Origin of the sequence: Xanthobacter sp. 126, from assembly GCF_000526175.1 — a bacterium.
GTDB lineage: Bacteria > Pseudomonadota > Alphaproteobacteria > Rhizobiales > Xanthobacteraceae > Xanthobacter > Xanthobacter aminoxidans.
The window spans coordinates 4,628,291-4,652,353 of record NZ_JAFO01000001.1 but is presented as its reverse complement, the minus strand read 5'-3'; the positions used below and the strand labels follow the sequence as shown (position 1 = coordinate 4,652,353).

General features: G+C 68.3%; 26 protein-coding genes. 14 read left to right on the top strand and 12 right to left on the bottom strand.

From position 1 onward, the window contains the following. Positions 1-16: 16 nt before the first annotated feature. On the top strand, positions 17-910 hold the full coding sequence (locus XAN126_RS0122035) for a LysR family transcriptional regulator (protein ID WP_024280723.1): 894 nt from the start codon (positions 17-19) through the stop codon (positions 908-910). Here the strand turns inward: XAN126_RS0122035 and XAN126_RS0122030 are convergent. Continuing rightward, a complete protein-coding gene (locus XAN126_RS0122030; RefSeq protein WP_024280722.1) occupies positions 897-1,799 on the bottom strand; it encodes a LysR family transcriptional regulator in 903 nt (300 codons plus the stop codon). The genes XAN126_RS0122035 and XAN126_RS0122030 overlap by 14 nt on opposite strands. A gap of 96 nt (positions 1,800-1,895) precedes the next feature. Here XAN126_RS0122030 and XAN126_RS0122025 point away from each other — a divergent pair, with 96 nt between their 5' ends. Further along, positions 1,896-3,395 carry a CoA-acylating methylmalonate-semialdehyde dehydrogenase gene (locus tag XAN126_RS0122025; protein WP_024280721.1) on the top strand — a complete coding sequence of 500 codons (1,500 nt, stop codon included), beginning with the start codon at positions 1,896-1,898 and terminating at the stop codon, positions 3,393-3,395. 89 nt (positions 3,396-3,484) lie between these two features. Here XAN126_RS0122025 and zigA read toward each other — a convergent pair whose 3' ends face one another. Further along, a complete protein-coding gene (gene zigA, locus XAN126_RS0122020; RefSeq protein WP_024280720.1) occupies positions 3,485-4,732 on the bottom strand; it encodes a zinc metallochaperone GTPase ZigA in 1,248 nt (415 codons plus the stop codon). Positions 4,733-4,927: 195 nt separating this feature from the next. Between zigA and XAN126_RS0122015 the strand changes: the two genes are divergently transcribed. Next, the gene (locus tag XAN126_RS0122015) at positions 4,928-5,287 is read left to right on the top strand and encodes a hypothetical protein (protein ID WP_024280719.1); all 360 of its coding nucleotides are present in this window, start codon (positions 4,928-4,930) and stop codon (positions 5,285-5,287) included. Positions 5,288-5,357: 70 nt separating this feature from the next. Next, positions 5,358-5,903, top strand: a complete 546-nt coding sequence (locus tag XAN126_RS0122010; RefSeq protein ID WP_024280718.1) for a copper chaperone PCu(A)C — start codon at positions 5,358-5,360, stop codon at positions 5,901-5,903. 15 nt (positions 5,904-5,918) lie between these two features. On the opposite strand, the gene XAN126_RS0122005 is transcribed toward XAN126_RS0122010, so the two are convergent. The 7 genes from XAN126_RS0122005 to XAN126_RS0121975 all read right to left on the bottom strand — a co-directional run bounded on the left by XAN126_RS0122005 (position 5,919) and on the right by XAN126_RS0121975 (position 12,137). Continuing rightward, the gene (locus XAN126_RS0122005; RefSeq protein WP_024280717.1) at positions 5,919-6,320 is read right to left on the bottom strand and encodes a VanZ family protein; all 402 of its coding nucleotides are present in this window, start codon (positions 6,318-6,320) and stop codon (positions 5,919-5,921) included. A gap of 78 nt (positions 6,321-6,398) precedes the next feature. Beyond that, complete coding sequence (locus tag XAN126_RS0122000; protein WP_024280716.1) at positions 6,399-7,697, bottom strand: LLM class flavin-dependent oxidoreductase; 1,299 nt, start codon at positions 7,695-7,697, stop codon at positions 6,399-6,401. 5 nt (positions 7,698-7,702) lie between these two features. Then, positions 7,703-8,455, bottom strand: a complete 753-nt coding sequence (locus XAN126_RS0121995; protein ID WP_024280715.1) for an ABC transporter permease — start codon at positions 8,453-8,455, stop codon at positions 7,703-7,705. Beyond that, on the bottom strand, positions 8,452-9,258 hold the full coding sequence (locus XAN126_RS0121990) for an ABC transporter permease (protein ID WP_024280714.1): 807 nt from the start codon (positions 9,256-9,258) through the stop codon (positions 8,452-8,454). Before XAN126_RS0121990 ends, XAN126_RS0121995 begins: the two co-directional genes overlap by 4 nt. Beyond that, complete coding sequence (locus XAN126_RS0121985) at positions 9,255-10,277, bottom strand: ABC transporter substrate-binding protein (RefSeq protein WP_024280713.1); 1,023 nt, start codon at positions 10,275-10,277, stop codon at positions 9,255-9,257. The genes XAN126_RS0121990 and XAN126_RS0121985 overlap by 4 nt, the downstream gene beginning before the upstream one ends. A 202-nt stretch (positions 10,278-10,479) precedes the next feature. Next, a complete protein-coding gene (locus tag XAN126_RS0121980) occupies positions 10,480-11,286 on the bottom strand; it encodes a class II aldolase/adducin family protein (protein WP_245272315.1) in 807 nt (268 codons plus the stop codon). Continuing rightward, complete coding sequence (locus tag XAN126_RS0121975) at positions 11,286-12,137, bottom strand: ABC transporter ATP-binding protein (RefSeq protein ID WP_245272314.1); 852 nt, start codon at positions 12,135-12,137, stop codon at positions 11,286-11,288. Before XAN126_RS0121975 ends, XAN126_RS0121980 begins: the two co-directional genes overlap by 1 nt. Before the next feature lie 240 nt (positions 12,138-12,377). Here XAN126_RS0121975 and XAN126_RS0121970 point away from each other — a divergent pair, with 240 nt between their 5' ends. From XAN126_RS0121970 to XAN126_RS0121945, 6 genes are all read left to right on the top strand, one after another. Continuing rightward, complete coding sequence (locus XAN126_RS0121970; RefSeq protein WP_245272313.1) at positions 12,378-13,082, top strand: GntR family transcriptional regulator; 705 nt, start codon at positions 12,378-12,380, stop codon at positions 13,080-13,082. A gap of 105 nt (positions 13,083-13,187) precedes the next feature. After that, a complete protein-coding gene (locus tag XAN126_RS0121965; RefSeq protein ID WP_024280710.1) occupies positions 13,188-13,967 on the top strand; it encodes an SDR family oxidoreductase in 780 nt (259 codons plus the stop codon). Between the two features lie 65 nt (positions 13,968-14,032). Next, on the top strand, positions 14,033-15,166 hold the full coding sequence (locus XAN126_RS0121960; RefSeq protein ID WP_024280709.1) for a pyridoxal phosphate-dependent aminotransferase: 1,134 nt from the start codon (positions 14,033-14,035) through the stop codon (positions 15,164-15,166). Positions 15,167-15,337: 171 nt separating this feature from the next. After that, entirely contained in the window at positions 15,338-16,243 is a 906-nt protein-coding gene (locus tag XAN126_RS0121955; RefSeq protein WP_024280708.1) for an alpha/beta hydrolase, read from the top strand. A gap of 201 nt (positions 16,244-16,444) precedes the next feature. After that, the gene (locus XAN126_RS0121950; RefSeq protein ID WP_024280707.1) at positions 16,445-17,695 is read left to right on the top strand and encodes a Zn-dependent hydrolase; all 1,251 of its coding nucleotides are present in this window, start codon (positions 16,445-16,447) and stop codon (positions 17,693-17,695) included. Continuing rightward, positions 17,692-18,645, top strand: a complete 954-nt coding sequence (locus XAN126_RS0121945) for a cupin domain-containing protein (protein WP_024280706.1) — start codon at positions 17,692-17,694, stop codon at positions 18,643-18,645. The genes XAN126_RS0121950 and XAN126_RS0121945 overlap by 4 nt, the downstream gene beginning before the upstream one ends. Positions 18,646-18,647: 2 nt before the next feature. On the opposite strand, the gene XAN126_RS0121940 is transcribed toward XAN126_RS0121945, so the two are convergent. Then, the gene (locus XAN126_RS0121940) at positions 18,648-19,274 is read right to left on the bottom strand and encodes a glycosyltransferase (RefSeq protein ID WP_245272312.1); all 627 of its coding nucleotides are present in this window, start codon (positions 19,272-19,274) and stop codon (positions 18,648-18,650) included. Positions 19,275-19,368: 94 nt separating this feature from the next. Further along, positions 19,369-19,557 carry a hypothetical protein gene (locus XAN126_RS0121935; protein WP_024280704.1) on the bottom strand — a complete coding sequence of 63 codons (189 nt, stop codon included), beginning with the start codon at positions 19,555-19,557 and terminating at the stop codon, positions 19,369-19,371. 171 nt (positions 19,558-19,728) lie between these two features. Here XAN126_RS0121935 and budA point away from each other — a divergent pair, with 171 nt between their 5' ends. Further along, positions 19,729-20,562, top strand: a complete 834-nt coding sequence (gene budA, locus XAN126_RS0121930; RefSeq protein ID WP_024280703.1) for an acetolactate decarboxylase — start codon at positions 19,729-19,731, stop codon at positions 20,560-20,562. Positions 20,563-20,577: 15 nt separating this feature from the next. Here the strand turns inward: budA and XAN126_RS0121925 are convergent, their stop codons facing one another. Then, positions 20,578-21,126: a hypothetical protein gene (locus XAN126_RS0121925; RefSeq protein ID WP_024280702.1), complete on the bottom strand. Its 549-nt coding sequence runs from the start codon at positions 21,124-21,126 to the stop codon at positions 20,578-20,580. Between the two features lie 340 nt (positions 21,127-21,466). Between XAN126_RS0121925 and XAN126_RS0121920 the strand changes: the two genes are divergently transcribed. The 3 genes from XAN126_RS0121920 (at position 21,467) to XAN126_RS0121910 (ending at position 24,011) form a co-directional block, all read left to right on the top strand. Further along, the gene (locus XAN126_RS0121920) at positions 21,467-22,381 is read left to right on the top strand and encodes a hypothetical protein (protein ID WP_155982372.1); all 915 of its coding nucleotides are present in this window, start codon (positions 21,467-21,469) and stop codon (positions 22,379-22,381) included. Positions 22,382-22,518: 137 nt separating this feature from the next. Next, the gene (locus XAN126_RS0121915) at positions 22,519-23,490 is read left to right on the top strand and encodes a c-type cytochrome (RefSeq protein ID WP_024280700.1); all 972 of its coding nucleotides are present in this window, start codon (positions 22,519-22,521) and stop codon (positions 23,488-23,490) included. 26 nt (positions 23,491-23,516) lie between these two features. Then, positions 23,517-24,011, top strand: a complete 495-nt coding sequence (locus XAN126_RS0121910) for a lipocalin-like domain-containing protein (protein WP_024280699.1) — start codon at positions 23,517-23,519, stop codon at positions 24,009-24,011. Positions 24,012-24,063 lie beyond the last annotated feature (52 nt).

Below are 24,063 nucleotides of genomic sequence, written 5' to 3'. Positions count from 1 at the left end.
GGGACTTCACCGCATCATGGATTGGGATGACCTGCGCATCTTCCTCCAGCTTGTCCGCACCGGGCGCATGGCCGGCGCCGGGCGGGCGCTGGGGCTGGACGATACCACGGTGGGCCGGCGCGTCGCGCGGCTGGAGGCGGCGGTGGGCGCGCCCCTCGTGACCCGCGCGGGGCGGCGCACCCTCATCACCGAGGAGGGGCAGAAGCTGGCGCAGGCGGCGGAGGAGATGGAATCCCTCGTGCTGCGCAAGATCACCGGCCTCGGCGAGGGCGAGCGCCAGCCCACCGGGCGGGTACGGATCGGCGCGCCGGAGGGACTGGGGGTAGGCTATCTCGCGGCGCGGCTCGCCGCCCTCTCCGCCGACAATCCCAGGCTGGAGACGGAGCTGGTGGCCCTGCCGCGCTCCTATTCGCTGGCGAGCCGGGAGGTGGACATCGCCATCACGCTGGACCGCCCCATCGCCGGGCAGGTCAAGGTGCGCAAGCTCACCGACTACGCGCTGCAACTCTATGGCACTCAGGCCTATCTCGACCGGCGCGGGCGGCCGGAAACGCCTGATGATCTCAAGGACCATGTGCTCGCCGGCTATATCCCCGAACTCCTCTTCACCCGCGCCCTCGACTTCTCGCAATTGGGGCCGGGGGTGGAGCTGAAGCCGGTGATCCGCTCCACCAGCGTCATCGCGCAGGTGAATGCGGTGCTGTCCGGCGCCGCCATCGGCGTGCTGCCGGCCTTCCTCGCGGCGCCCCATGAGGCCCTTCTGCCGCTGCTGGACGAGCAGGTGCGCCTCACCCGCAGCTACTGGCTCTCCGTGCATGATGATCTCGCCCACCTCGCCCGGGTGCGGGCGGTGCTCGATGCCATCACCGCCGCTGTGCGGGTGGACCGCGCGCAGTTCATTCGGCGATGAAGCGGGCGCGCTCCTCGCGGAAGCGGCGGGCGAGGAAGCTGCGCACGGTGGCGATGCGGCGCACCTCCACCGTGTCGGGATGGGCGAGCAGGAAATAGCTGCGGCGGAAGGCGATGCGCGGCAGGATGCGGACCAGCGCGTCGCCATAATAAGCGGCGGCGAAATCATGCAGCACGCCGATGCCGGCGCCGGAGCGCACCGCCTCCATCTGGCCGGTGACGCTGGCGCAGCGGAAGGGCTGGCCGCCATGCTTCTCCAACACACCGGAATAGTCCAGCGCCGAGGCATAAGCGAGGTCCTCCACCCCCGTCACGACCCGCCGGCCGGCCAGGTCCGCCTCGCTCTCCGGTGCGCCGAAAGCCGCGATGTAGCTGGCGGCGGCATAGGCGCCCAGCGTGTAGTCGGTGAGGCGCGAAACCGTCAGGCGGCCCTCGGTGGGCCGGTCGAGCACGATGGCGAGGTCCGCCTCGCGCCGGGACAAAGAGAAGGTGCGCGGCAGCGGTACCAGCTCCACCACCAGATGGGGATGGAGCAGCGCGAGCCGTCCCAGCTCGGCCGCGAGGAAATAATTGCCCAGCCCGTCCGGCGCGCCGATGCGCACGGTGCCGGAGACCTCCGCCTCTTCCTTGCGGAAGCGCTCGGCGATGCCCAGCATCTCCGCCTCCACCCGTTCCGCCGCCGGCAGCAGCCGCTCGCCCGCCTGGGTGAGCACGCAGCCGGTGGGACGGCGATCGAACAGCGGGCTGCCCAGCGCCGCCTCCAGCGCATCGAGCCGGCGGGCGATGGTGGCGTGGTTCAACGCCAGCTGCCGCGCGGCAGCCAGCAACTGCCCGCGCCGGGCGACGGCGAGGAAGACGCGCAGGTGGTCCCAGTCGAGAGGGAGATCCATGGACTACAATTTTCGCACAACAGCTGCTCTGACTATAGCATTGCTACGCGTCGTTTGAAGCGCCATCACGGAGGCAATTCAAACGGGAGGCGCATCATGCCCACGCAGATTTCCCACTTCATCGGCGGCAAGCTCGTTGCCGGCACCAGCGGCCGCACGGCGCCGGTCTACAATCCCGCCACCGGCGCGCAGACCGGCGAGGTTCCGCTCGCGTCCGCCGCCGAAGTCCGCGCGGCGGTGGAGATCGCCAACAAGGCCGCCCCCGGCTGGGCCGCCACCACGCCGCTGCGCCGCGCGCGCATCCTCAACGCTTTCCTGCGCATCCTGGAAGAGCGCGTGGACCAGATCGCCGAGGTGGTGAGCGCCGAGCACGGCAAGGTGTTCTCCGACGCCAAGGGCGAAGTGCAGCGCGGCATGGAGGTGGTGGAGTTCGCCACCGCCGCCCCGCAGTTGCTGAAGGGTGAGATCACCGAGGATGTGGGTACCCGCATCGACAGCCACGCGGTGCGCCAGCCCCTCGGCGTGGTCGCCGGCATCACGCCGTTCAACTTCCCGGCCATGGTGCCCATGTGGATGTTCCCGGTGGCGCTGGCCTGTGGCAACTGCTTCATCCTCAAGCCCTCCGAGCGCGATCCCTCCGCCTCCCTGCTGCTCGCGCAGTGGCTGAGGGAAGCCGGCCTGCCGGACGGCGTGTTCACCGTCATCCACGGCGACAAGACCGCTGTTGACGCGCTGCTCGACGATCCGGATATCCAGGCGGTGAGCTTCGTGGGCTCCACCCCCATCGCCCGCTACATCTACGAGACCGCGGCGCGCACCGGAAAGCGCTGCCAGGCGCTGGGCGGCGCCAAGAACCACATGATCGTCATGCCCGACGCGGACATGGACCAGGCCGTGGACGCCCTGATGGGCGCTGCCTACGGTTCGGCCGGCGAGCGCTGCATGGCCATCTCGGTGGCCGTGCCGGTGGGCGAGGCCACCGCCGAAGCGCTGATGGCGAAGCTGGAGCCGCGGGTGCGCGCGCTCAAGGTCGGCCCCGGCACGGACCCCGAGTCCGAGATGGGTCCGCTGGTGACGCAGCAGCACCTCGACAAGGTGTCGGGCTATGTGGACCAGGGCGTCGCGGAAGGCGCCAAGCTGGTGGTGGACGGCCGCGGCCTCAAGCTTCAGGGCTATGAGGACGGCTACTACATCGGCGGCACCCTGTTCGACCACGTGACGCCGGACATGCGCATCTACAAGGAGGAGATCTTCGGACCCGTCCTCTCCGTGGTGCGCGCCGACAGCTACGACACCGCCGCCGACCTCATCAACAAGCACGAGTTCGGCAACGGCACGGCGATCTTCACCCGCGACGGCGATGCCGCCCGCGAGTTCGCGCACCGCATCAAGGTGGGCATGATCGGCATCAACGTGCCGATCCCGGTGCCCATGGCGTTCCACTCCTTCGGTGGCTGGAAGGCCTCCCTGTTCGGCGATCACCACATGCACGGGCCGGAGGGCGTGCGCTTCTACACGCGTCTCAAGACCATCACCACCCGCTGGCCCACCGGCATCCGTGCCGGCGCCGAGTTCGTGATGCCCACCATGAAGTGAGGCCAAAGGGAGGGGCCGCGCGCCCCTCCCGTCCTTGCATGACGTGAGCCGAGGGGAGGGGTCTCAGGCTCCTCCCTTTCTCTTTTGGCTTAGGCCGGCACCGCTTCCCAGTTCGGGAACGGGTCCGGCAAATTCTTGAAGGCGCTGGCGTCGAACCTCTTGGGGTCCGTCGGGCCGACGAGGCAGGCGTCGAGCGCCGCGCGCATGGCGCCCTCGTCCAGCCCCATGCCGATGAACACCAGTTCCTGCCGCCGGTCGCCATAGCCCGGCACCCAGTGGGAGCGCAGCCACGAGCGCCAGTCCGGCTGGGTCGGCCAGTGCTCTTTCGGCACGCTCGCCCACCAGCGCCCGGCGGTGCCGGTCTGGCAGATGGAGCCTGCAAGGCTCATCTCGCCCACGCGCTTCGGCCGCGTCGCCAGCCAGAACAACCCCTTCGCCCGCACCAGTCCCGGCCAGGTCTGCGCCAGGAAGGCCTGGAAGCGCTCGGGATGGAACGGGCGGCGGGCGCGATAGACGAAGCTCGACACGCCGTATTCCTGCGTCTCCGGCACATGGTCCTTGAAGCCGTTCAGCTCCTTGAACCAGACGGGATGCGTGCTGGCCTTCTCGAAATCGAAGCGGCCGGTGCCCAGCACCTCGGCGAGTGGCACGCGGGACTGGTCGGTCTCGATCAGGCGGGCATCGGGATTGAGCGACTTCACCACCCCGCGCACGATCTTCAGCCGCTCGTCGTCGATGCTCGACACCTTGTTGAGGATGATGACATCGGCGAACTCGATTTGGTCGGTGAGAAGGTCCACCAGCGTGCGCTGATCCTCCTCGCCGGCCACCTCGCCCCGGTCGCGCAGGAAGTCGCGGGAGCCGAAGTCCTTCAGCAGGTTCGCCGCGTCCACCACCGTCACCATGGTGTCGAGCCGCGCCACGTCGGAGAGGGACTGGCCGTCCTCGTCGCGGAAATCGAAGGTGGCGGCCACCGGCAAGGGCTCGGCGATGCCGGTGGATTCGATGAGGAGATAGTCGAAGCGCCCGTCCTGCGCGAGGCGGCGCACCTCGGTGAGGAGGTCGTCGCGCAGCGTGCAGCAGATGCAGCCGTTGGTCATTTCCACCAGCTTCTCCTCGGTGTGGGAGAGGTTGGCGCCGCCGGAGCGCACCAGTTCGGCGTCGATGTTCACCTCGCTCATGTCGTTGACGATGACGGCGACGCGCAGCCCCTCGCGGTTGGCGAGGATGTGGTTGAGCAGCGTCGTCTTGCCGGCCCCGAGGAAGCCGGAGAGCACGGTGGTGGGCAGTCGGGCATCGGTGCGGGCGTCGGTGACGTCGCGGCGGATTGGGATCATGGGCAGGCTCCGGACGAGCGCGCGCAGGTGCGGCGCATGAATTGATATAATGTATCAATAGAACGATTGGGGCGTGCGTCAAGGCGCGCAGCAAGATGCCGTAACGACGGCGCTTTTCGTCGGCCGCAGGCGGTGGCAAGCTCGATAGGCGCGCGAGTTCCCTGCGCGCGATCAGCGCCGCCTGAGGCCTCCATCATGGCTGCCCCGCGTCCCGCCGCGCGCGAGACGATTGCGATCCTGAGCGCCTATGTGCTGGTCCTTCAGCTTCTGCTGGTGGGGCTGGCGGGCGGCGCGTTCGTCGACACGGGGGATGGGGCGCTGTGCGCTGTCTCGGCCGCCGGCCCGGGCAGCGGCGCGGCGTCTGGCCACGCGGTTTCCGGCGACGATTGCTGCATCGGCGCTTGCCTTATCCTCGATGCGCTGGAAGGCCCCCCGCCGCCTTGTCCTCACCTTCCTGAACGTCGGGCTGCGCTGGTCCACCGGAGCGCCGATGGCGTCTCCGTTCGTCTGGCTCCGGGGCGATCGCTCCCGCCCGCGCGTGCGCCCCCGGTGTGATGCGTCAACCGCTTCGGTCGCTGACCAGACGCAAACGTCCGCCCAGGCGGATCGCATCTCCGGAGGAAACATGACCCAACGTCCGCACCTGCGGCGCAGCCGCCTTGCTGGCCGCTTCTATGGCGAGGAAATCCTTGCCGCGACGCTCTTCGCGCTCTGCCTGCTGCTCGTCTCGGCGCAGCAGCTTCTGGCCCATGAATACAAGGTCGGCGACCTGCTCATCGACCATCCCTGGGCGCGGGCGACCCCGCTCGGATCGGACATGGGCGCCGGCTATGTCGCGATCCACAATTCAGGCGCGACGCCCGACCGCCTGATCTCCGCCTTCGCGCCCTTCGCCCGGCGCGTCGAACTGCAGGAGATGACCATGAAGGATGGTCTGATGCGCATGATGCCCATCAAGGGCGGGCTGGAGATCCCGGCCGGTGGCACCCTCGTGCTCGAGCCGAGCAGCCATCACCTCGTCTTCGTCGACCTGAAGGAGCAACTCAAGGAGGGCGAGATGATGGACGCGACGCTCACCTTCGAGAAGGCCGGCAAGGTCAAGATCCAGTACAAGATCGAGGCGATCGGGGCGACCGCCATCGACAAGATGCACCACCCGCTGGGGCAGTGAGGCGCCCGCCCGCTCTCACCGGCGGGCGAGCCACGCCGAAAGGCGCGGCAGCACGATATAGCGGGCGGCGGCGACGCCGATCAGCGCCCCGAGCGTGCTCGCGAACCAGTTGTCGAACCCGGCGGAGCGGCCGGGAATCCAGATCTGGCAGATCTCGAAGAAAGCGGAGGCCGCCGAGAAGGCGATCACCAGCACCGCCACGGGCCGCCGCAGCAGCGCCAGCGCGACGAAGCAGGCTGTTCCGGCATAGGCGACCACATGCTCGATATTGCCGGAGAAGCCGGTGTGCGGCCGCTCGTTCCCCGGCAGCAGCGACAGCACGATGATGACGAGGCAGCAGGCGGCAGCGAGCGCTTTCAGCAGCGGGCCTTCCGGCCGGAGCCGGTCGAGGACCGCGCGGGGAGGAACGAAGGACATGGGACAACCCTGCGGCGCGGCAATGGGCCTGTTTGGCCGATCGCCGCGGCGAAGGAAAGGCAGTCGTCTGCCTGCCGTTCAGAAGTTCGGGTTGACCGGCCGTTCCAGCCCCAGAAGGTGCCGCAGGGTCGGCCCCTCATAGGCGGTGCGGAACAGGCCGCGCTCCTGCAGGAGCGGGATGACGAGATCGACGAAATCGTCGAACGCGCCGGGGAAATAGGGCGGCATCACGTTGAAGCCGTCCGCCGCGCCGCTCTCGAACCAGAGCTGGAGCGTGTCGGCGACTTCCTCCGCCGAGCCCACCAGCACCCAGTGGCCACGGGCGGCGGCGACCATGTTGTACACGTCGCGCAGGGTGCCGCCCTCGCGTTTCGCCTTGGCGAGCATGACGCCGGTGAACGACTTGTAGGTGTCCGCCTCGGGCAGGTCCGGGATGGGGCCGTCGAGGTCGTAGGCGCTCATGTCCGTGCCGAACCGCTCGGAGAGCATGCCCAGCGCGTTCTTCGCATCCACGAAGCGCATCAGCTCGGCGAGCTTCTCGCGTGCCTCCTGCGCCGTGCGGCCCACCACCGGCATGACGCCCGGCAGCACGCAGACATCTTCCGGCTTGCGACCGAGGGCGGGCAGGCGATCCTTCAGCGACTTGTACCCGGCCTGCGCCTCCGCCATGTCCTGCACCACGGCGAACACGATATCCGCCGTCCGCGCGGCGAGCTGCTGGCCCGGCTCCGAGCCGCCGGCCTGCGAGATGATGGGATGGCCCTGCGGGGACCGGGAAATGTTGAGCGGCCCCTTCACCTTGAAGAACGCGCCCTCATGATCGAGCGCCTTCACCTTGGCGGGGTCGATGTAGAGGCCGGTCTCCCGGTTGGCGACGATGGCGTCGTCCGCCCAGCAGTCCCACAGGCCCTTCACCACGTCGAGGAATTCGCCGGCGATCTCGTAGCGCTTGGAATGGTCCGGGTGCTGGGTGCCGAAGTTCGCGGCGGCGGCCGGCGCCGCCGTCGTCACCGCATTCCACACCGCGCGCCCGCCGGAGATGTGGTCCAGCGAGGCGAAGGCGCGGGCGACCGTGTACGGGTCGGAATAGGTGGTGGAGACGGTGCCGCCGAGGCCGATGTGCTTCGTCGCGCCGGCAACGGCGGAGAGCAACGTCAGCGGCTCGAGGCGCGCCGTGTAGGAGGGGTGCGCGGCGGGGTCGGCGTTGAGGTTGTCGCCCATGAAGATGAGGTCGAACAGCCCGCGCTCGGCGGTGGCCGCGATCTGCCGCACCGCCTCGATGTCCTCGAAGGTGTCGACGGCCCCCGGCACGCGCCAGCCGGCGATGTGGCTCCCCGTTCCGAGCAGGAACAGTCCGAAATGCATCTTGCGGGTCATTTTCTCTACTTCCAGAACACCAGCCGCCGTTCGGCGAGGCCGACGAGGCCGAAGAAGGCGAGGCTTGCGGCCGAGGCGATGAAGATGGCCGACCACACCTTCACGAAATCCACCTGCAGTACCGCCTGATAGATCACCCAGCCGAGGCCGTCATAGGCGCCCAGCATCTCGGTGACGATGGCGACGATGACCGCGCGCACGGTGGAGACGCGCAGGCCCGCAGCGATCAGCGGCAGCGCGGTGGGAAGGCGCAGCCGGAACAGGATGGCGAGCCGTCCCGCCCCGAACGAGCGCATCAGGTCCACGGAGCGGCGGTCCACCCGGTCGAGGCCGGCGAGGGCCGACAGAAAGACAGTGAAGGAGACGGCAAGCGCCACCATCACCACCTTCGACGGCATGCCGATGCCGAACCACAGGAGGATCAGCGGCGACCAGGCCACCACCGGCACCGAATTGATGGAGGTGGCCACCGGCACGATGGCGTTGCGCGTCATCGGGATGAGGGTGATGACGACCGCCAGCGCGATGCCGATGACGGCGCCGATGACATAGCCGGAGAACGCTTCCGCGAAGGTGTAGGCCCCGGCGAGGAACAGCGTCGTGCGGTGGTCGAAGATGCTGCCGAGGATGGCGCTGACCGAGGGCAGCGTATAGGCCGGCAGATTGAAGCCGCGGGCGACGCCTTCCCAGGCGACGACCAGCAGCACCATGCCGAGGGCGCCGCGCTGGATCGCGCGGGAGGATTGGGCTGCACTCATTGCTCGGCCCCCCAGAAGACGAGGGCGCGCTCGGCCGCCGCGACCACGGCATAGAAGCCGGTGCCCAGCAGCGCGCACATGGCGATGGCGGCCCAGATGGCGACGACGTTCTCGTTGTACATGCCCTGCAGCAGCAGCACGCCGAGGCCCACCGTGTCGCCGAACCATTCGCCGACGATGGCGCCCACCAGCGACAGCGCCGAGGCGAGGCGCAGCGCGACGAAGATCTGCGGCAGCGCCGCCGGAAGCTGGAGCCGGGTGAGGATCTGGAAGCGGCTGGCGCCGAAGGAGCGCATCAGCGCTTCCTGACGCGGGTCCACGCTTTCGAGGCCCAGCAAAGCGTTCACCGTCACCGGGAAGAAGGTGAGGTAGAAGGAGATGGCAGCCTTGGCGATGAGCGTGTTGCCGAACCACAGCACCACCAGCGCGCCGAAGGCGATGACCGGGATGGTCTGCGAGACCACGAACACCGGGAAGATGAGTTCGCGCAGCACCCGCGCGCGGAAGAAGACGACGGCGATGCCCACGCCGAAGATCGCACCCGAGGTGAAGCCCATCAGCGTCTCGGTGAGGGTGCGCAGGAAACCCTGCACATAGGGCTCGGGCGTGGCGAGGATGGCGTTCAGCACCAGGGTCGGCCGCGGCACGTACCAGGGCTTCACATTGAGGACGATGACGAGTCCTTCCACCGCCGCCAGCACGGCGAGGAGGATGGCGAGCCCGCGCACGGCGCGGAAGAGCGCCGTGACGAGCGGGGAAGTCCCCGGCCGTGTGGCCGGGGACTGGAGGGTTGTCGCGCTCACGGACGGCGGTCCGCCACCGGGATGGCTTCAAGGAAGGAGCGGTTGAAGGTGGCGGCGAGGTCGACGGGCTTGGAAATGACCTTGGCGTCGAGGAAGAGCTGCTGGGTGATCTTCACCGCGTCCATGTCGATCCAGAACAGGCCGTCCTCCTTCACTTTACCGGCCGTCATCAGCTTCTGCACCTCGGCGAGCTGGAATTCCTGATGGGCGCGGTCCAGCGTGGGGGCGGCCTTCATGATGGTGTCCACCGCGCCCTTGGGATCGGAGAAGGCATCCTTCCAGCCCTTGATGGAGGCGCGCAGGAAGGCCTTCACCAGCTCCGGCTTCTCCTTGGCGGTCTGCTCGGAGACGATCAGCGTGTCACGCGGGAAGGTGATGCCGGAATCCTCCGCCACGAAGGTGCGGAGCTTCTCTTCGCCCATGCGGGTCTTGATGGTGTAGTACTCGTTGTAGCGGGTGGCGGTGATGACATCGACCTGCCCGTCCACGAACGGCGTCACGCTGACCTGCTGGGGCTGGATGTCCACCAGCGCGGGATCGACGCCGTTCTTCGTCAGCATGGCCTTGAGCACGTGGTTCGCGCCGGTGAACCAGGTGGTGACCTTCTTGCCCTTGAAGTCCTGGATGGTCTTGATGGGACCGTCGGCGCGCACCACGAAGACGAAGGGCGTCAGCTGGTGGGAGATGCCGACGCACACCACCGGCAGGCCCTTGTCACGGGCGGCGAACACGCTGTCGAGGCCGCCGGAGAGGCCGAAGGTGTCGGCGCCGGTCGCGACGAGGTTTTCCGCGAGGATGTTCGGGCCGCCCGGATTGATGGTGAGGTCGATGCCCTCGGCCTTGTAGTAGCCCTTGGCCACGGCGACGTAGAAGCCGGCGAACTGGGCCTGCGGCAGCCACTTGAGGCGCAGCGTGGCGGGCACCGGATCAGCCGCGAGCGCCGGCAGGGCGCTGACGGCGGTGGAGAGAAGCGCGGCGCCGGCCGCGAGGGTGGAGAGGAAGGTTCGGCGAGGGATCATCAGGTGGTCTCCGCTGGAAGGGTGCGTTCTTGGTGTTTTTGTAAGGGTCGTCTGGCTCTATCCGCTCGTCATCCCCCGGCTTGTCCGGGGGATCCACGGAACGGCCGGGCCGGCTCCGGGGCGCCCGCCAGCCGACGGGCGGCGGGGTGGATGCCCCGGACGAGCCGGGGCATGACAGCGCGGCGGGAACCGGCCATGCCGCTCAGCTCCGGTAGCTCGGGTCGGCGCGGTCGAGCTGGCGCATGAGGGCGGGCCATTCGCGCTCGCCGGGAACGAGGATATCGCCCTGCATCTCCCAGAACTGACGGGCGGCCTTCTCGCACACCTCGTGGGGCGGCATCACCAGCTTCACGCCGGAGGCGCAGGCGGCCTGCATGGCCAGCTGAATGCGCGCGGCGCGCTCGAAATAATAAAGCAGCATGAAGGCTTCGCCCGGCGTGCGTCCCACGGTGAGGATGCCGTGGTTGCGCATCAGCATCACCTTGTTCGTGCCGAGGTCCGCCACGAGGCGGGCCTGCTCGTCCATGTCGATGGCGACGCCCTCGTAATCGTGGAATGCCTGGCGGTTGTAGAAGCGCATGGCGAACTGGGAGAGCGGCAGAAGGCCCTCTTCCTGCCCCGAGACGGCGACGCTCGCGTCCGAATGGGTGTGCAGCACGCAGGCGGCGTCCGAGCCGGTTTTGTGGATCGCGGCGTGGATGACGAAGGCGGCGAGATTGATTTCGTAGGGCGTGTTGTCGATCTTGCGTCCCTCGATGTCGATCTTCACCAGGCTCGATGCGGTGATCTCGTCGAAGAGAAGGCCGTAGGGGTTGAGCAGGAACTGCTCTTCATGCCCCGGCACCCGCATGGAGATGTGATTGTAGATGAGATCGTCCATGCCGAGCTTCGCCACCATGCGGTAGCAGGCGGCAAGGGCGACGCGGGCCTCCCACTCGGAGGCCTCCATGGAGGCGGGCTTTTCAGCAAGAGCAGCCATCACTTGAGTGGTCATCACTTGAGTGGTCATCACTTGCCCTCCGCGGTGAAGGACTTCATGGCTTCCTCCTCGATCGCCTCCAGAAGCGTGCGCTTGAGGCGGATGAATTCCGGGGAGATGACGATCTCCGCCGGGCGGGGGCGGGGCAGGTCCACTTTCTGTGTCAGCTTCACCTTGCCGGGGCGGGCGCTCATCACCAGCACGCGGTCGCCGAGGAACAGGGCCTCGTCCACGTCGTGGGTGATGAAGAGGATGGTGCGCTGGTGCTTCTGCCACACGTCCAGCAGCCAGCGCTGCATCATGGTGCGGGTGAGGGCGTCCAGCGCGCCGAACGGCTCGTCCAGCAGCATCAGGTCGCGCTTGAACAGGAAGGTGCGCATGAGCGCCACGCGCTGGCGCATGCCGCCGGAGAGCTGGTGCGGATACTGTTGGCCGAAGCCGGTGAGGCCGAACTCCGGCAACATCTTCTCCGCGAGGGCGCGGGCCTCCTTGCGGGGAGCGCCTTCCACCTCCAGCGCCAGGATGGCGTTGTCGATCACCGTGCGCCACGGCAGCAGCAGGTCGCGCTGGGGCATGAAGGAGACGCGGCCGAGCAGGTCGGCGGCGATCACGCTGTTGCCCTCGAAGCGCATGGCGCAGCCGGGGTCCGGCTCCTCGAGGCCGGCGACGATGTTGAAGAGCGTGCTCTTTCCGCAGCCGGAGGGGCCGACCACGGTGACGAACTCGCCCTTGTCGATGGTCGCCGTGAAGCCGTCGAGGGCGCGGGTGGCCCCGAACGTCTTGGTGACGCCGGTGAGGGAGAGAATCTGCGCGGCGTCGGACGCCCCCGCCGCCTTGGCGGCGGGGGCGGCCTCGCCGGAACCTTGGATGGAAACCGGCAAGCCTGCCTCTTTCTTCTTTGTATAATGAGCGCCCATCGGCGCATGCGAAAGAACGGTGGTCATGCCTTCCCTACTAGCAATCGACATGCCACACTTCTTGCAAGGACACTCTATGGACCGCATGCCGGGCGTCAACCACTGAAGGTAACGGGACATTGCGCGTTCCGGAGGCCCTTGGATGGATGCCGCGGTTGCGTTGATGTATACTGAACTGCAATTTCGAGAATGCAAATGGCTATCATGAGTGCACAAGAAGGCGGCACCTGCCTGCCGCTTGATCAGAATGGTCGCTCCGGCCTGCCCGGCGAGACCCTGGCTGATCGCATCCGCCGCACGCTGGAGGCGGATATTTCCTCTGGCCGGCTGGAGCCGGGCTCGAAGCTGGACGAACAAGAGCTTGCCGAGCAGTTCGGCGTGTCCCGCACCCCCGTGCGCGAGGCGTTCCGGCTGCTTGCCGCGAGCCATCTGGTGGAATTACGCGGCCGGCAAGGTGCCGTCGTGCGCACCATTTCCGCGCAGATCCTGATCGAGATGTTCCAGGTGATGGCCGAGCTGGAAGGCCTATGCGCGCGCCTCGCCGCGCGCCGCGCCAATCCCGCGCAGCTCGGCCGAATCGAAGCGATTCACAAGCGCCTGGAGGAGGTTGGCACGTCCGGCGACGTGGATCTCTTCTATGATGTGAATCAGGAGTTCCACGAGGCGGTCTACGAGGCCTCCTGCAACGGCTTTCTCGCCGACCAGACGCGCCGCCTGCGCAACCAAGTGGCCGCCTATCGCCGCCGCGTGACCCACCGCCCGAGCCGGATTCCCAAGACATTGAAAGAGCATGGCGAGGTCATCGCTGCCATTCGCGTGCACGATGACGAGGCCGCCCAGCGCGCCATGCGGGACCATGTGAATCTGCTGGGGGACGATCTTCTGGACTTCCTCGCCGCCTATGGGTGACCCGCTCCTGAGCGTTTTTTGAATTTCTTGGTATGCATATTGCTAGAGTTTGTATATCCAATTTGGCGACCCCTTCGGCGCCACCTGCCCATCGGAGATGCAAACTTGAAGCTCGACCTCACCGACAAGACCGCCCTCATCACCGGCGCCTCCAAGGGCATCGGCCTTGCGACGGCCCGCGTGTTCGCGGCTGAAGGCTGCCATCTCCATCTCGCCGCCCGCAACGGCGAGGCCCTCGCCGAGGCCAAGGCCGAGATCGAGGCCGCCCACGGCGTGAAGGTGTGGATCTATCCGGTGGACCTCGGCTCCACGGAAGCCATGGAGAAGCTGGCGGCGGACGTGGGCGACGTGGACATCCTCGTCAATAATGCCGGCGACATCCCGGCCGGCTCGCTGGACGTGGTGGACGATGCTTCCTGGCGGCGTGGCTTCGACCTCAAGGTGTTCGGCTACATCACCCTCTCGCGCGCCTATTACGCCCGCATGCGCGGCAAGGATGGCGTGATCGTCAACGTCATCGGCAATTCCGGCGAGAACTGGGATGCGAGCTACATCGCCGGCTCCACCGGCAATGCCGCGCTCATGAGCTTCACCAAGGCGCTCGGCGGCGCGAGCCTCAATGACGGCGTGCGCGTGGTGGGCGTGAACCCCGGCCCCGTCGCCACCGACCGCATGCTCAAGATCATGAAGCGCAAGGCCATCGACATGCTCGGCGCCGAGGAGCGCTGGGAGGAGCTGTTCGACAAGTATCCCGGCAAGCGCCCCGCCACGGCGGAAGAGGTGGCCGATCTCGTCGCCTTCCTCGCCTCGCCGCGCGCCGGCTACATCACCGGCACCAACGTGACCATCGACGGCGGCATCTCCGCCCGCGGCTCGGTCATCTGACGCATCCGTTTGCCGGCGCCGCCGCGACGGCGGGCGCCGGCCCCCCTTTCGAGGAAACTGTCTTCATGTCCTCCGCCCGGCTGCGCAACCGCTATTTCGATACCCTGTTCTCCACCCCCGGCCTCATGTGGATGGGGCAGAACACCAACCACATCGCCGCCCATCCCGCCGTCGAGGAGGCCATGATCGCCTCCATCCGCGCGCAGGAATACAATGCCTACGCGCCCCCGCTGGGCTTCGAGGCGCTGCGCGCCGCCATCGTGGACGACCTCGGCACGCCGGGCGCGGAAGCCCTCATCACCGAAGGCGGGGTGAATGCGCTGGCCCTCGTGTGCCGCGCCCACTGCCGGCCGGGCACCACCTTCGTCACCACCGATCCCACCTGGAAGTGGCCGTGCCTGTTCGCCAGCCAGATGGGCGCCGAGGTGATCGAGATCCCGATCTACGACCCGGCCGTGAACTACAAGCTCACCCCCGAGGCGCTGCGCGCCAACGTGAATGAGCGCACCGCCATCATCTACCTCGTGGACCCCAACAATCCCCTCGGCATCCGCTACACCCGCGAGGAGATCGAGGCGTTCTGCGAGATCGCCAAGGAGTGCGGCGCGCTGCTGGTGCACGACTGCACCTATCGCGATTTCGCCGATGGCCATTATCCCGCTCTGCTGGCGGCGCCGGACCGGGCTCTGGTCTCGCTCTCCTTCTCCAAGTGGCTGGGCCTCGCCGGCATGCGCATCGGCGCTTTGGTCGGCGCGCCGGACCTGCTGGACGCCTGCTCCGCCCGCACCACCTCCGTTCTGGGGGCGAGCGTGCTGGCGCAGCGCGCGGCGGAGGCGGGGCTCAAGGTGAAGGGCGAGTGGATGCAGACGGTGCGCCGCATCGACCGCGCCAACAAGGCCAAGATCCATGACGCGGCGCTGGCCATCGAGGGGCTCAGCATCCCGGTCTATCCCTCCCACGGCAACTTCCTGGTCATCGAGACCGAGGCCGCCGGCATCCGCCCGGAGGCGCTGGTGGAGGCGGCCCGCCGCAAGGACCTGATGATCCGCCAGGGCACCTACCACACCGCCCGCTTCGGCGACCGCTTCATCAAGGTCTCCACCTCGGTGCCGGAAGAGTGGGCCGACCGCTTCGTGGAAATGCTGCCGGCGCTGGTGGCCGAGGCCCGCACGCTCAACGACGTGCCGGCGCAGTTCTGACGGTGGATTTCCGGTCACGCCGTCATGCCCGGCCTCGTGCCGGGCATCCACGTCGGGCCGATGGGACACTCGCCGGGTGAATGTTCCCGGCAGTACGACGTGGATGGCCGGGACAAGCCCGGCCATGACGGTGCGCTAGAATTGAATATTCCCCCTCAAGGGACCATTGCCATGACCTACAAAAACCTCACCGCCACCCACAAAATTCCCGCCAAGGACGGCGTGAAGCTCCATGTGGAGGAGGCGGGGCAGGGCACGCCCATCCTCTTCGTCCACGAATTCGGCGGCAATCACATGAGCTGGGAGCCGCAGATGCGGTTCTTCGCCCGCCGCCACCGCTGCATCACCTACGCCGCGCGCGGCTATGCCCCCTCTGACATCCCCACCGATGTGGAGGCCTATTCGCAGGCCATCGCAGCGGACGATGCCGTGGCGGTGCTGGACGGCCTCGGCATCGAGAAGGCGCATATCGTCGGCCTCTCCATGGGCGGCTTCTGCACCGTGCATTTCGGCCTGCGCACGCCCGAGCGCGCGCTCTCCCTCACAGTGGCCGGCGCCGGATACGGCTGCGAGAAAGAGCATGAGGAGTATTTCCGCGGGGTCTCCCTCGCGGTTGCGGAAAACTTCGAGAAGCTGGGCGCGAAGGAATTCTCCAAGATCTATGCGCTGGGCGCGAGCCGCGTGCAGTTCGAGGTGAAGGACCCGCGCGGCTGGCGCGAGTTCGCCGACCGCCTCGCCACCCATTCGGACGTCGGCGCGGCCATGACCATGCGCGGTGTGCAGGCGCGCCGACCCTCCTTCTGGGATCTGGAAGAGGGCCTGAAGAAGATGATGGTGCCCACCCTCGTCATGGTGGGCGACGAGGACGACCACTGCCTCCAGCCGGGCATCTATCTCAAGAAGATGATCCCCGCCTGCGGCCTCAGCGTCTTCCCCAAGGCCGGGCACACGCTGAATCTCGAGGAGCCGGCGCTGTTCAACGCCCAGCTCGCAGAGTTCATCGCGCAGGTGGAAGCCGGCAAGTGGCTGCCGCGCGACCCGCGCGCCATCCCCGGCCAGATCATGCGCACGTCGTGAGGTGATGATGGACGGTGCGCGCACACGCCTCCCGGACCAGCGACGGCATAGCCGGAGCGCCGAGCCGGGACCCAGGAGAGACGTCCGCGCAGCGGTCAAGACCCCTGCGGCGGCAGGGGTGTCGCGCCTTCGGCACGTTCTTGCGCTGGGTCCCGGCTCTCCTTGCGCTCCGCTCCAGTCGGCCGGGACGCGAGGCTCCGCATGATGACGACACCATCCATCTCCCCGGACCGCCTGATGTCTCGCCTGATGGGGCTCGCCGAGATCGGCGCGCTGCCCAATGGCGGGGTAGACCGGCAGGCGCTCACGCCGGGCGAGACCGAAGCGTGGCGGCTCATCCTGGCATGGGCCGGGGAGGAAGGGCTGGAGGCGGCGTGCGACGCTGCCGGCAGCCTCTTCCTCACCCTGCCCGGCGCAGACCGGACACTCGCGCCCATCCTCGCCGGCAGCCACATCGACACCCAGCCCACCGGCGGCAAATATGACGGTGCGGCCGGCGTGATGGCGGCGCTGGAGGCGGTGGTGACGCTGAAGCGCGCCAGCGGGACGCCCCGCCGCGACCTCACCGTCGTCGCCTGGATGAACGAGGAAGGCTCCCGCTTCGCCCCCGGCATGATGGGCTCGGAAGCCTTCGCCGGCGTGCGCAGCCTCGCCGAAATCCGCGCCGTGACGGATGCGGAGGGCGTGAGCGTTGCCACGGCGCTCGATGCGCTCCACGCTGCCTTCCCCGATCTGCCGCGCCGGCCGCTGGGCTTTCCCGTCGCCGCCTATCTGGAACTGCACATCGAGCAGGGGCCGGTGCTGGAGGCGCAAGGCAAGGTGGTGGGCGTCGTCACCGGCATCCAGGGCAAGAAGACGTGGGAAGCCGTCATCGAAGGCGCCCCCGGCCATGCCGGCACGCTGGCCATGGCCGAGCGGCGCGATGCGCTCGCCGCCTTCGCCCGCATGGCCCACCGGCTCTATCCCGAGGTGGGCGGCCATGACGATCAGGTGATGTTCACCATCGGCCGGCTCGTGATGGAGCCCAACGCCCCCTCCGTGGTGCCCGCCCGCGTCACCTTCCGGGTGGATCTGCGCCATCCGGATGGCGCGGCGCTGGACCTCTTGGCCGCCCGCTTCGAGGCCATCTGCGCGGAGGAGGCGGCGCCCTGCGGCCTCAGCCTCACCCCCCTCGTGGATGCGCCACCCAACGGCTTCGACGCCGGGTTGATGGCGAAGATCACGGCTGCGGCGGAGCGCCACGCCATTCCCGCCATGCCCATCCTGTCGGCCGCGGGACACGACGCGCGCCACCTCGCCAAGGTGTGCCCCAGCGCCATGATCTTCATTCCCTGCCGCGATGGCGTGTCCCACGCCGAGCATGAATTCGCCGAGCCCGCCCACATCGCCGCCGGCACGCAGGTGCTGGCCGACGTGCTGGGCGAGCTGGTCCGCGAGGAGACCGCATCATGAGCCAGCCCGCCGCCGTGCTTCAGAAACCCGATATGGCCGATCTGCCGGCCCAGATGCCCGCCGCGCCCAACAGCCCGGCCGAGGCGCGGGCGCGCTACTTCAATTCCGGCAATGCCTTCAACATCAAGCTGCCGCCGGTGCCGAGCCGCCTGTTCACGCAGGAACCGGCGCGGGCGCTGGCGGACGGCGCGACCACCGGCTTCATCCCCTGCGACCAGTCGGACGCCATGGCCTGCGCCTTCCCCGCCACCACGCCGCTGATGCTGGCGCGCTATGCGGTGGTGGCGGCGGGCGCGCGCTTTACCGTGGACCTCAGGGCGACCGGCTCCATCTGGTATGTGATCGCGGGGCGGGGGCAGGTGGACTGCCTCGGCGAGAGCCTCGCCGTCGCGCCGGGCGACGTGTTCCTGCTGCCGGGCTCGCCCGTGCGCATCACCGCCGGGGCGGAAAGGCTCGTGCTGTGGGTGGTCTCCAACGAGCCGCAGCTCGCCCTCAACGGCGACCTGCCGCCGGACGAGGCGCGCCGGCCGGTCGCTGTGGTGCATTATCCCGCCGCCGAGATCGCCCGGCAGATCGACATCATTTACGACCACGCCCAGAACAATCAGACCTCGGGCATCGCCCTCATCTTCTCGTCGGAGCCGCAGGCGGCGGCGCGCAACATCCTGCCGAGCCTCACCCTGTCGCTGAACACGCTGCCGCCCGGCGAGCACCAAAGGGCGCACCGGCACAATTCGGCGGCCATCACCCTCGTGCTGCAGGGCGAGACCTGCCATTCCATGGTGGACGGCGCCCGCTGCCCGTGGCGCCAATGGGCGACGCTGGTGACGCCGCCCGGCGCCCCGCATTCGCACCACAATGCGGGCAGCGAACGCGCGCTGTTCCTCATCGTGCAGGATGGCGGGCTGCACTATCACGCCCGAACCATGGGCTTCAGCTTTCTGGAGTGAGATCAGGCCGGGATAAGCTCGGGCGCCTTGCCGGTCTCCGGCAGCAGCACGCGGGGGCGCAGCACGTGGATGTGGCGGCGGCCGATGCGGGCGACGAGGCGGCGCTCGGCCTTGGACCCCTGGGGATGGCCGCCGAGCCTGTCGTAGTAGCGGCGGGAGATCAGCAGGCCCTGTCCCGGTGCCGGCAGGCCGATGACGGCGAGGCGGGCGGCGGCCATGGCTTCTCCGAGACGGGGACGCAGGCCGTAGCCATCCACGGCGAGGCGGAAGGTGGCGGCGAGCCGGTCCGCCTGTCCGCGCCGCTGGGCGGTCTCGATGAAGGCCAGCACCTCGCGGGGCCAGCCTTCCTCCAGCATGGAGCCGTCGGTGAGGAAGAGGAGCCAGGAGCCCCGGCCCTGCGCCGCGCCCTGCTTCAGCCGGAGGCCGAGATCCTGCGCGCCCTTGAAGAAATTGCAGCCGGCGGCATCGGCGATGGTGGCCGTGCCATCGGTGGAGCCGGAATCCGCCAGGGTCACGTCGCTCAGCACGCCGGCCGTCACGCCCTGCACGAGCGCGGACAGCACCGGGACGAGCCGGCGCTCGGAATTGTGCGTTGCGATGACGGCGGACAGCACGGGAAACGTTCTCACAGGGCGTTTCCCAGCTATACCTCTACCGACGTGCCACGTCGATGCCGCAATGCAACATTCCTGGCGGATGCGTCATCCGAACCCGGCGGCTACGCTATTTCGGACAGGGCACTTCCTTGTAGACCGCGTCGGCGAACTGCTTCACGCCCACGTTGATGCGCAAAGGCGAGGTCCAGGTCTGGTAGGTGACGATGCCCCGGGTCATGGAGATGACCTTGTAATTGTCGAGGCCCTTCGTCTTGTAGCACTTGCCGGGCTGAATATCCTCTTCCTTCAAAGGCATGGCAAAAATCCGCTGGCGATGGCAATGCCGCCAGTATGGGTTCGCCCGCCCGCCGAATCAAGAATGGCCCCGTCCGAGCTGGCGTTCTGCCGGCGCGCCCCCGTTTGCCTCGGCCCCCTGAATCTGCTCTTGGAGGGCGGTTGCCTCTGAGACGGCCGGAGAGACGGACCCATGCCGCGCATAGAGATCGATCTTCCGCTCTCCCTCAAGACCGCGCTGGAACAGGAGGCGGCCCGCTCGGGCAAGGACCTCGGCGCGCACATACGCGCCATCCTCGCCGATCACCTCAAGGCCGAGGTGCACACCGTGTTCCAGATCTCCACCTCCGGCGCGCTGGTGGCGGGGGTCTATGACCGGGAGGTCAGCGTCGGCGCGCTGTTGGAGCATGGCGATTTCGGCCTCGGCACCTTCGCCGGGCTCGACGGCGAGATGGTGGTGCTGGATGGCAAGGCCTTCCAGGCGCGGGCCGGCGGCGAGGTGCATGAGGCGCCGGCTGACGCGGGCTCGCCCTTCGCCGTGGTGACGCGCTTTTCCGCCGATCAGGTGGGCGAGACCGAGGGCGTCTCCAGCTTCGACGGCCTCGGCGCCGCCTGCGACTGCTTTCGCTCCTCCAACAACATCTTCCACGCCGTGCGGCTCGACGGGCGCTTCAAGCGCGTGAAGGCCCGCGCCGTGTGCCCGCCCGAGCCGGGCACCTTGCTGGCCGATGCGGCGAAGACCCAGAGCGAATTCACCTTCGAGGATGTGGACGGCACGCTGGTGGGCATCTGGTCGCCCGCTTATTCCGCCGAGTTCAGCGTCGAGGGCTATCACTTCCACTTCCTCTCGGACGACCGCAGCCAGGGCGGGCACGTGCTGGAGGTGGAGGCGGGGCCGCTGAAGATCGCGGTGGAGAACCTGACCGACTTCCACCTCATCCTGCCCGAGACCGAACACTTCCTGAAGGCGAACCTCGACCAGGACGTGGCGGCGACCCTCAGCAGCGTCGAGCGCTCGCACAGCTAGGCGGCGTCCGCCGCCTCAGTCGGTGGCGGCGTGGCGGCTGAACAGGATCTGCCGCATCCGGTCTGGGCCGATGGCGCGCGTGACGTTCTTGAAGGCGAAGAAGGGCAGCAGCGACACGAACAGGATGATCGAGACGATCAGCGCCCCCACCAGCCCGCCGCCGCCGACTTCGATGTCGTGGGCGGTGATGGCATGGCCGCTGAACTTGGCGATCACCGACCGCTCGATGACGTGGAAGACGAGGAAGAACAGGGTGCAGATCGCCGCCTCGTAGAAGATGACCAGGATCAGCGGCCGGCCCCTGAGCCAGCGGGCGACCTCCAGCTCCTCGATCACCAGCATCACCTTGGCGAGCACCAGCGCGTTGAGGAAGGCGAAGCCCTGGAAGGTGACGGTATCGCCGTGCGCGCGCTCCACCAGCGCCTGATTGAGCACGAACAGGCCGAGCAGAACCCACAGATAAAGAAACAGCACCACGAAGCTGCGGGCCTGCCGGATGGCCATCCCCTTCAGCGCCGCGGCCCGGCTGGCGGTCCCCTCGGCCTTCGGATTCCGCTCGCTCATGCCCGCTCTCCCCCTGTTGCGGCCCGCCCGATGTCGTCGCCGGGCCGCGCCCCCCTCCGCGTGACGCATGTGGCGCGGCGTGGCGGGGGCGTACATGCGCGGGAAGGCGAAGGCAACACGGAGACGCTCAAGCTCCCTCTCGTCGCGGCGCCATCGGCGATGCCGTTGCGGTAGGTAATCGTTCTGCTCTCCGCGCTGCGGATGATGGTTCGCAATGGTATAGTCGCCTGTTTTCGCGATGCCGCCGCTGCCCTCCTCACGTTTCCGCGCAGTCGAATTGCGGTTGTCGCTGCGTCAAGGTGGCGTCGGGGGAGTCATGTTGCAGGGCGGTGGTATGGAAATGCTGGGGCGAGTGCCGGTGACGGTGGAGGAGGTCGCCGATCATCCCGATTATCTGCGGGCGCGGAAGCTCTATTGCGACAGCTTCCTCGCTTTGTTCGACCGCAACCCGTTCCTCATCCGCCTGCTGACGGATTCCAGCCGCTACCTCCTGTTCACGCTCTCGGTGATCCTCAACGCCAATCACGATGGGGACCGGCGGGAGACCTGGTTCTCGGTGGGGCGGCTGAAGCAGCAGATGGCCGCCTTCGGCATGACGAGCCCGCGCCATGTGGACCACCTCATCGAGCGGATGCAGGCGGTGGGCTTCGTCGAGATCAGCCAAGCCCCGCGGGATCGCCGGGTGAAGCTGCTCCGCCTCACGGACAGGATGCTGGCCCACGACCGGGAGTGGATGGCCACGGACTACATCATCCTCGACACCCTGTGCCCCAGGAACGGCTATGCCGGCGTGCGCAACCGGGACCCGGCGGTCCACGCCGCCATCCGGCGCCAGTCCCTCGCCTTGCTGCCCGAGGGTGCGCGCCTGCTCTGCGAGCAGACTGATTTCCTCCTGTTCTTCAGCCGGCCCGGCGGGCTCATGGTGCTGGAGGCCCTGTTCGAGGCTGCCTTGTCCTCCCCCGATGGCCGGGAGTGTCCGTTCGTCTTCGGCGACGTGGCCCATCGCTTCGGCCTGTCGCGCTCCCACGTGCGCGGGGTGATGCAGGATGCGGAGGCGGCCGGCTTCATCCGCCTGCATGGCCGCGGCGGGCGGGCGGTGGAGATCCTGCCCCGGCTCTGGCGCAGCGATGCCATCGGCCACGGCGTCGGCGCCCGGCTGCGCGACATCGCCTTTCTGCGCGCCTCGGCAGAGCTGGCCGCACAGCCATGCGACCCGGCGGAACCTGCCGATACGGTATGGGTGAAGCAGGCGTGATCGTGCGCGCCGGGCGGACGCATCCGCCCGTCAATAGACGCAAACTTTGCCGTCCATCACGCCCGTGGCCCCGATAATAATCTGCGCGGCGCCGCATCAGGGGGTGGCTGCCGATCTCGCACTCATCGGGGCCGCAGATGTTTTTTCCATGCCGGCTGGCGCGGGGCGTTATCGTCGCCGCAGCCTGCCTCCTCGCCTCGGCCGCCGGGGCCGACGAGGCGCCGCCCGTCTGGGCCTATCCCATCGCGCCGCCGGACACCGTGCCGCCGAAGGACGACGGCACGGTGCGCCATGTGCCGGGCAGCAGCCGGGGCTATACGCTGACCGAGATCCGCGACCTCTTCGTGGCCCGCGACTGGTTTCCCGACGCCCATCCGCCCATGCCCGCCGTGGTGGCGGAGGGGCGCCACCCCGATACCCGGCCCTGCGGCGTGTGCCACCGGCCCGAGGGCGTCGGCGGGCCGGAGAATGCGAGCCTCGCGGGTCTGCCGGCCGACTACATGCTGCGGCAGATCGATGACTTCCGCAGCGGCGCCCGCTCCACCGGGGTCAAGGCGCGAACCCACGTCTTCCGCATGATCGCCGCCCTCAGGAGCCTGAGCGAGCAGGAGATCGCCGAGGCCGTCACCTATTACGCCGCGCAGAAGCTGCCGCCGCGCATCACGGTGGTGGAGACCGACACCGTTCCCGCGAGCACGGTCCCCTCCTGGTACTACACGCCCAAAAAGGACGGGACATCCGAGCCGCTCGCCGGCCGCATCATCGAGATGCCGGACGACGAGGAGAATTTCGTCAACCGCGATTACCACGTGACCTTCACCGCCTATGTCCCGCGCGGCAGCGTCGCGCTGGGCGAGCGCATTGCGAATGAGGGGCTCGGCGCGCGCATCCCGGCCTGCGTCGCCTGCCATGGCGAGGGACTGAAGGGCATCGGCGACATCCCGCCGCTCGCCGGCCGCTCACCGTCCTATCTCGTGCGCCAGCTCTACGAGTTCAAGCACGGCCTGCGGAACGGCCCCTTGGCCGCGCCCATGCGCGCGAACACCGAAGAGATGAACGAGCCGGAGATGGTCGCGCTCGCCGCCTATGCGGCGTCCCTGAAACCCTGATTGCCCCGAAGGACTGGAGAACAGCCATGCGCATGAGGACCTTCATTCCCGCTGTCATTGTAGCGCTCGCTGCGTGCAACGCCGGCGCGGCCCTGGCCGCGGATACGCTCGGCGCCCGGCTCGTGGGCGCGTGGAAGATCGTGAGCGTGTACGACACGTTCCCCGACGGGTCGCGGCGCGACACCTGGGGACCCGGCGCGCAGGGCCTCGTCGTCTTCACGCCCGGCGGCCAGTTCAGCGCCATCATCGTCGGCCGGGACCGCCAGCCGAAGCCGGGCTCGGTGCCCTCCGAGCCCGTGGGGCCGGCCTTGGCCTATTCCGGCGCCTACAGCGTGGACGAACAGGCGCGCACCTTCGCGAACACGGTCTGGCAGTCCACCTTCCCCCAGTGGCAGGGTCAGACGCTCGTGCGCACTATCGAGCAACTGGACGGCGACCATCTTAAGGTCAGGTCCGCGCCCATCGCCGATCCGAGCGGCCGGCAATTCGTGCCGCATCTGGAGCTTGAGCGTGTGAAGTGACGGCGGCCGACCGGCCACCCGTCGGAAACTCTCCCGGCTTTCAAGCAATCCC

Coding starts and splice junctions, on each gene's coding strand:
- budA (WP_024280703.1), top strand. CDS start 19,729: ATGCCGCGCATAGAGATCGATCTTCCGCTCTCCCTCAAGACCGCGCTG.
- XAN126_RS0121920 (WP_155982372.1), top strand. CDS start 21,467: ATGCTGGGGCGAGTGCCGGTGACGGTGGAGGAGGTCGCCGATCATCCC.
- XAN126_RS0122005 (WP_024280717.1), bottom strand. CDS start 6,320: ATGTCCTTCGTTCCTCCCCGCGCGGTCCTCGACCGGCTCCGGCCGGAA.
- XAN126_RS0121925 (WP_024280702.1), bottom strand. CDS start 21,126: ATGAGCGAGCGGAATCCGAAGGCCGAGGGGACCGCCAGCCGGGCCGCG.
- XAN126_RS0121980 (WP_245272315.1), bottom strand. CDS start 11,286: ATGACCACTCAAGTGATGACCACTCAAGTGATGGCTGCTCTTGCTGAA.
- XAN126_RS0122010 (WP_024280718.1), top strand. CDS start 5,358: ATGACCCAACGTCCGCACCTGCGGCGCAGCCGCCTTGCTGGCCGCTTC.
- XAN126_RS0122025 (WP_024280721.1), top strand. CDS start 1,896: ATGCCCACGCAGATTTCCCACTTCATCGGCGGCAAGCTCGTTGCCGGC.
- XAN126_RS0121945 (WP_024280706.1), top strand. CDS start 17,692: ATGAGCCAGCCCGCCGCCGTGCTTCAGAAACCCGATATGGCCGATCTG.
- XAN126_RS0121995 (WP_024280715.1), bottom strand. CDS start 8,455: ATGAGTGCAGCCCAATCCTCCCGCGCGATCCAGCGCGGCGCCCTCGGC.
- XAN126_RS0121955 (WP_024280708.1), top strand. CDS start 15,338: ATGACCTACAAAAACCTCACCGCCACCCACAAAATTCCCGCCAAGGAC.
- XAN126_RS0121970 (WP_245272313.1), top strand. CDS start 12,378: ATGAGTGCACAAGAAGGCGGCACCTGCCTGCCGCTTGATCAGAATGGT.
- XAN126_RS0121950 (WP_024280707.1), top strand. CDS start 16,445: ATGATGACGACACCATCCATCTCCCCGGACCGCCTGATGTCTCGCCTG.
- XAN126_RS0121935 (WP_024280704.1), bottom strand. CDS start 19,557: ATGCCTTTGAAGGAAGAGGATATTCAGCCCGGCAAGTGCTACAAGACG.
- XAN126_RS0122035 (WP_024280723.1), top strand. CDS start 17: ATGGATTGGGATGACCTGCGCATCTTCCTCCAGCTTGTCCGCACCGGG.
- XAN126_RS0121910 (WP_024280699.1), top strand. CDS start 23,517: ATGCGCATGAGGACCTTCATTCCCGCTGTCATTGTAGCGCTCGCTGCG.
- XAN126_RS0122000 (WP_024280716.1), bottom strand. CDS start 7,697: ATGACCCGCAAGATGCATTTCGGACTGTTCCTGCTCGGAACGGGGAGC.
- zigA (WP_024280720.1), bottom strand. CDS start 4,732: ATGATCCCAATCCGCCGCGACGTCACCGACGCCCGCACCGATGCCCGA.
- XAN126_RS0122030 (WP_024280722.1), bottom strand. CDS start 1,799: ATGGATCTCCCTCTCGACTGGGACCACCTGCGCGTCTTCCTCGCCGTC.
- XAN126_RS0121960 (WP_024280709.1), top strand. CDS start 14,033: ATGTCCTCCGCCCGGCTGCGCAACCGCTATTTCGATACCCTGTTCTCC.
- XAN126_RS0121985 (WP_024280713.1), bottom strand. CDS start 10,277: ATGATCCCTCGCCGAACCTTCCTCTCCACCCTCGCGGCCGGCGCCGCG.
- XAN126_RS0121915 (WP_024280700.1), top strand. CDS start 22,519: ATGTTTTTTCCATGCCGGCTGGCGCGGGGCGTTATCGTCGCCGCAGCC.
- XAN126_RS0122015 (WP_024280719.1), top strand. CDS start 4,928: ATGGCTGCCCCGCGTCCCGCCGCGCGCGAGACGATTGCGATCCTGAGC.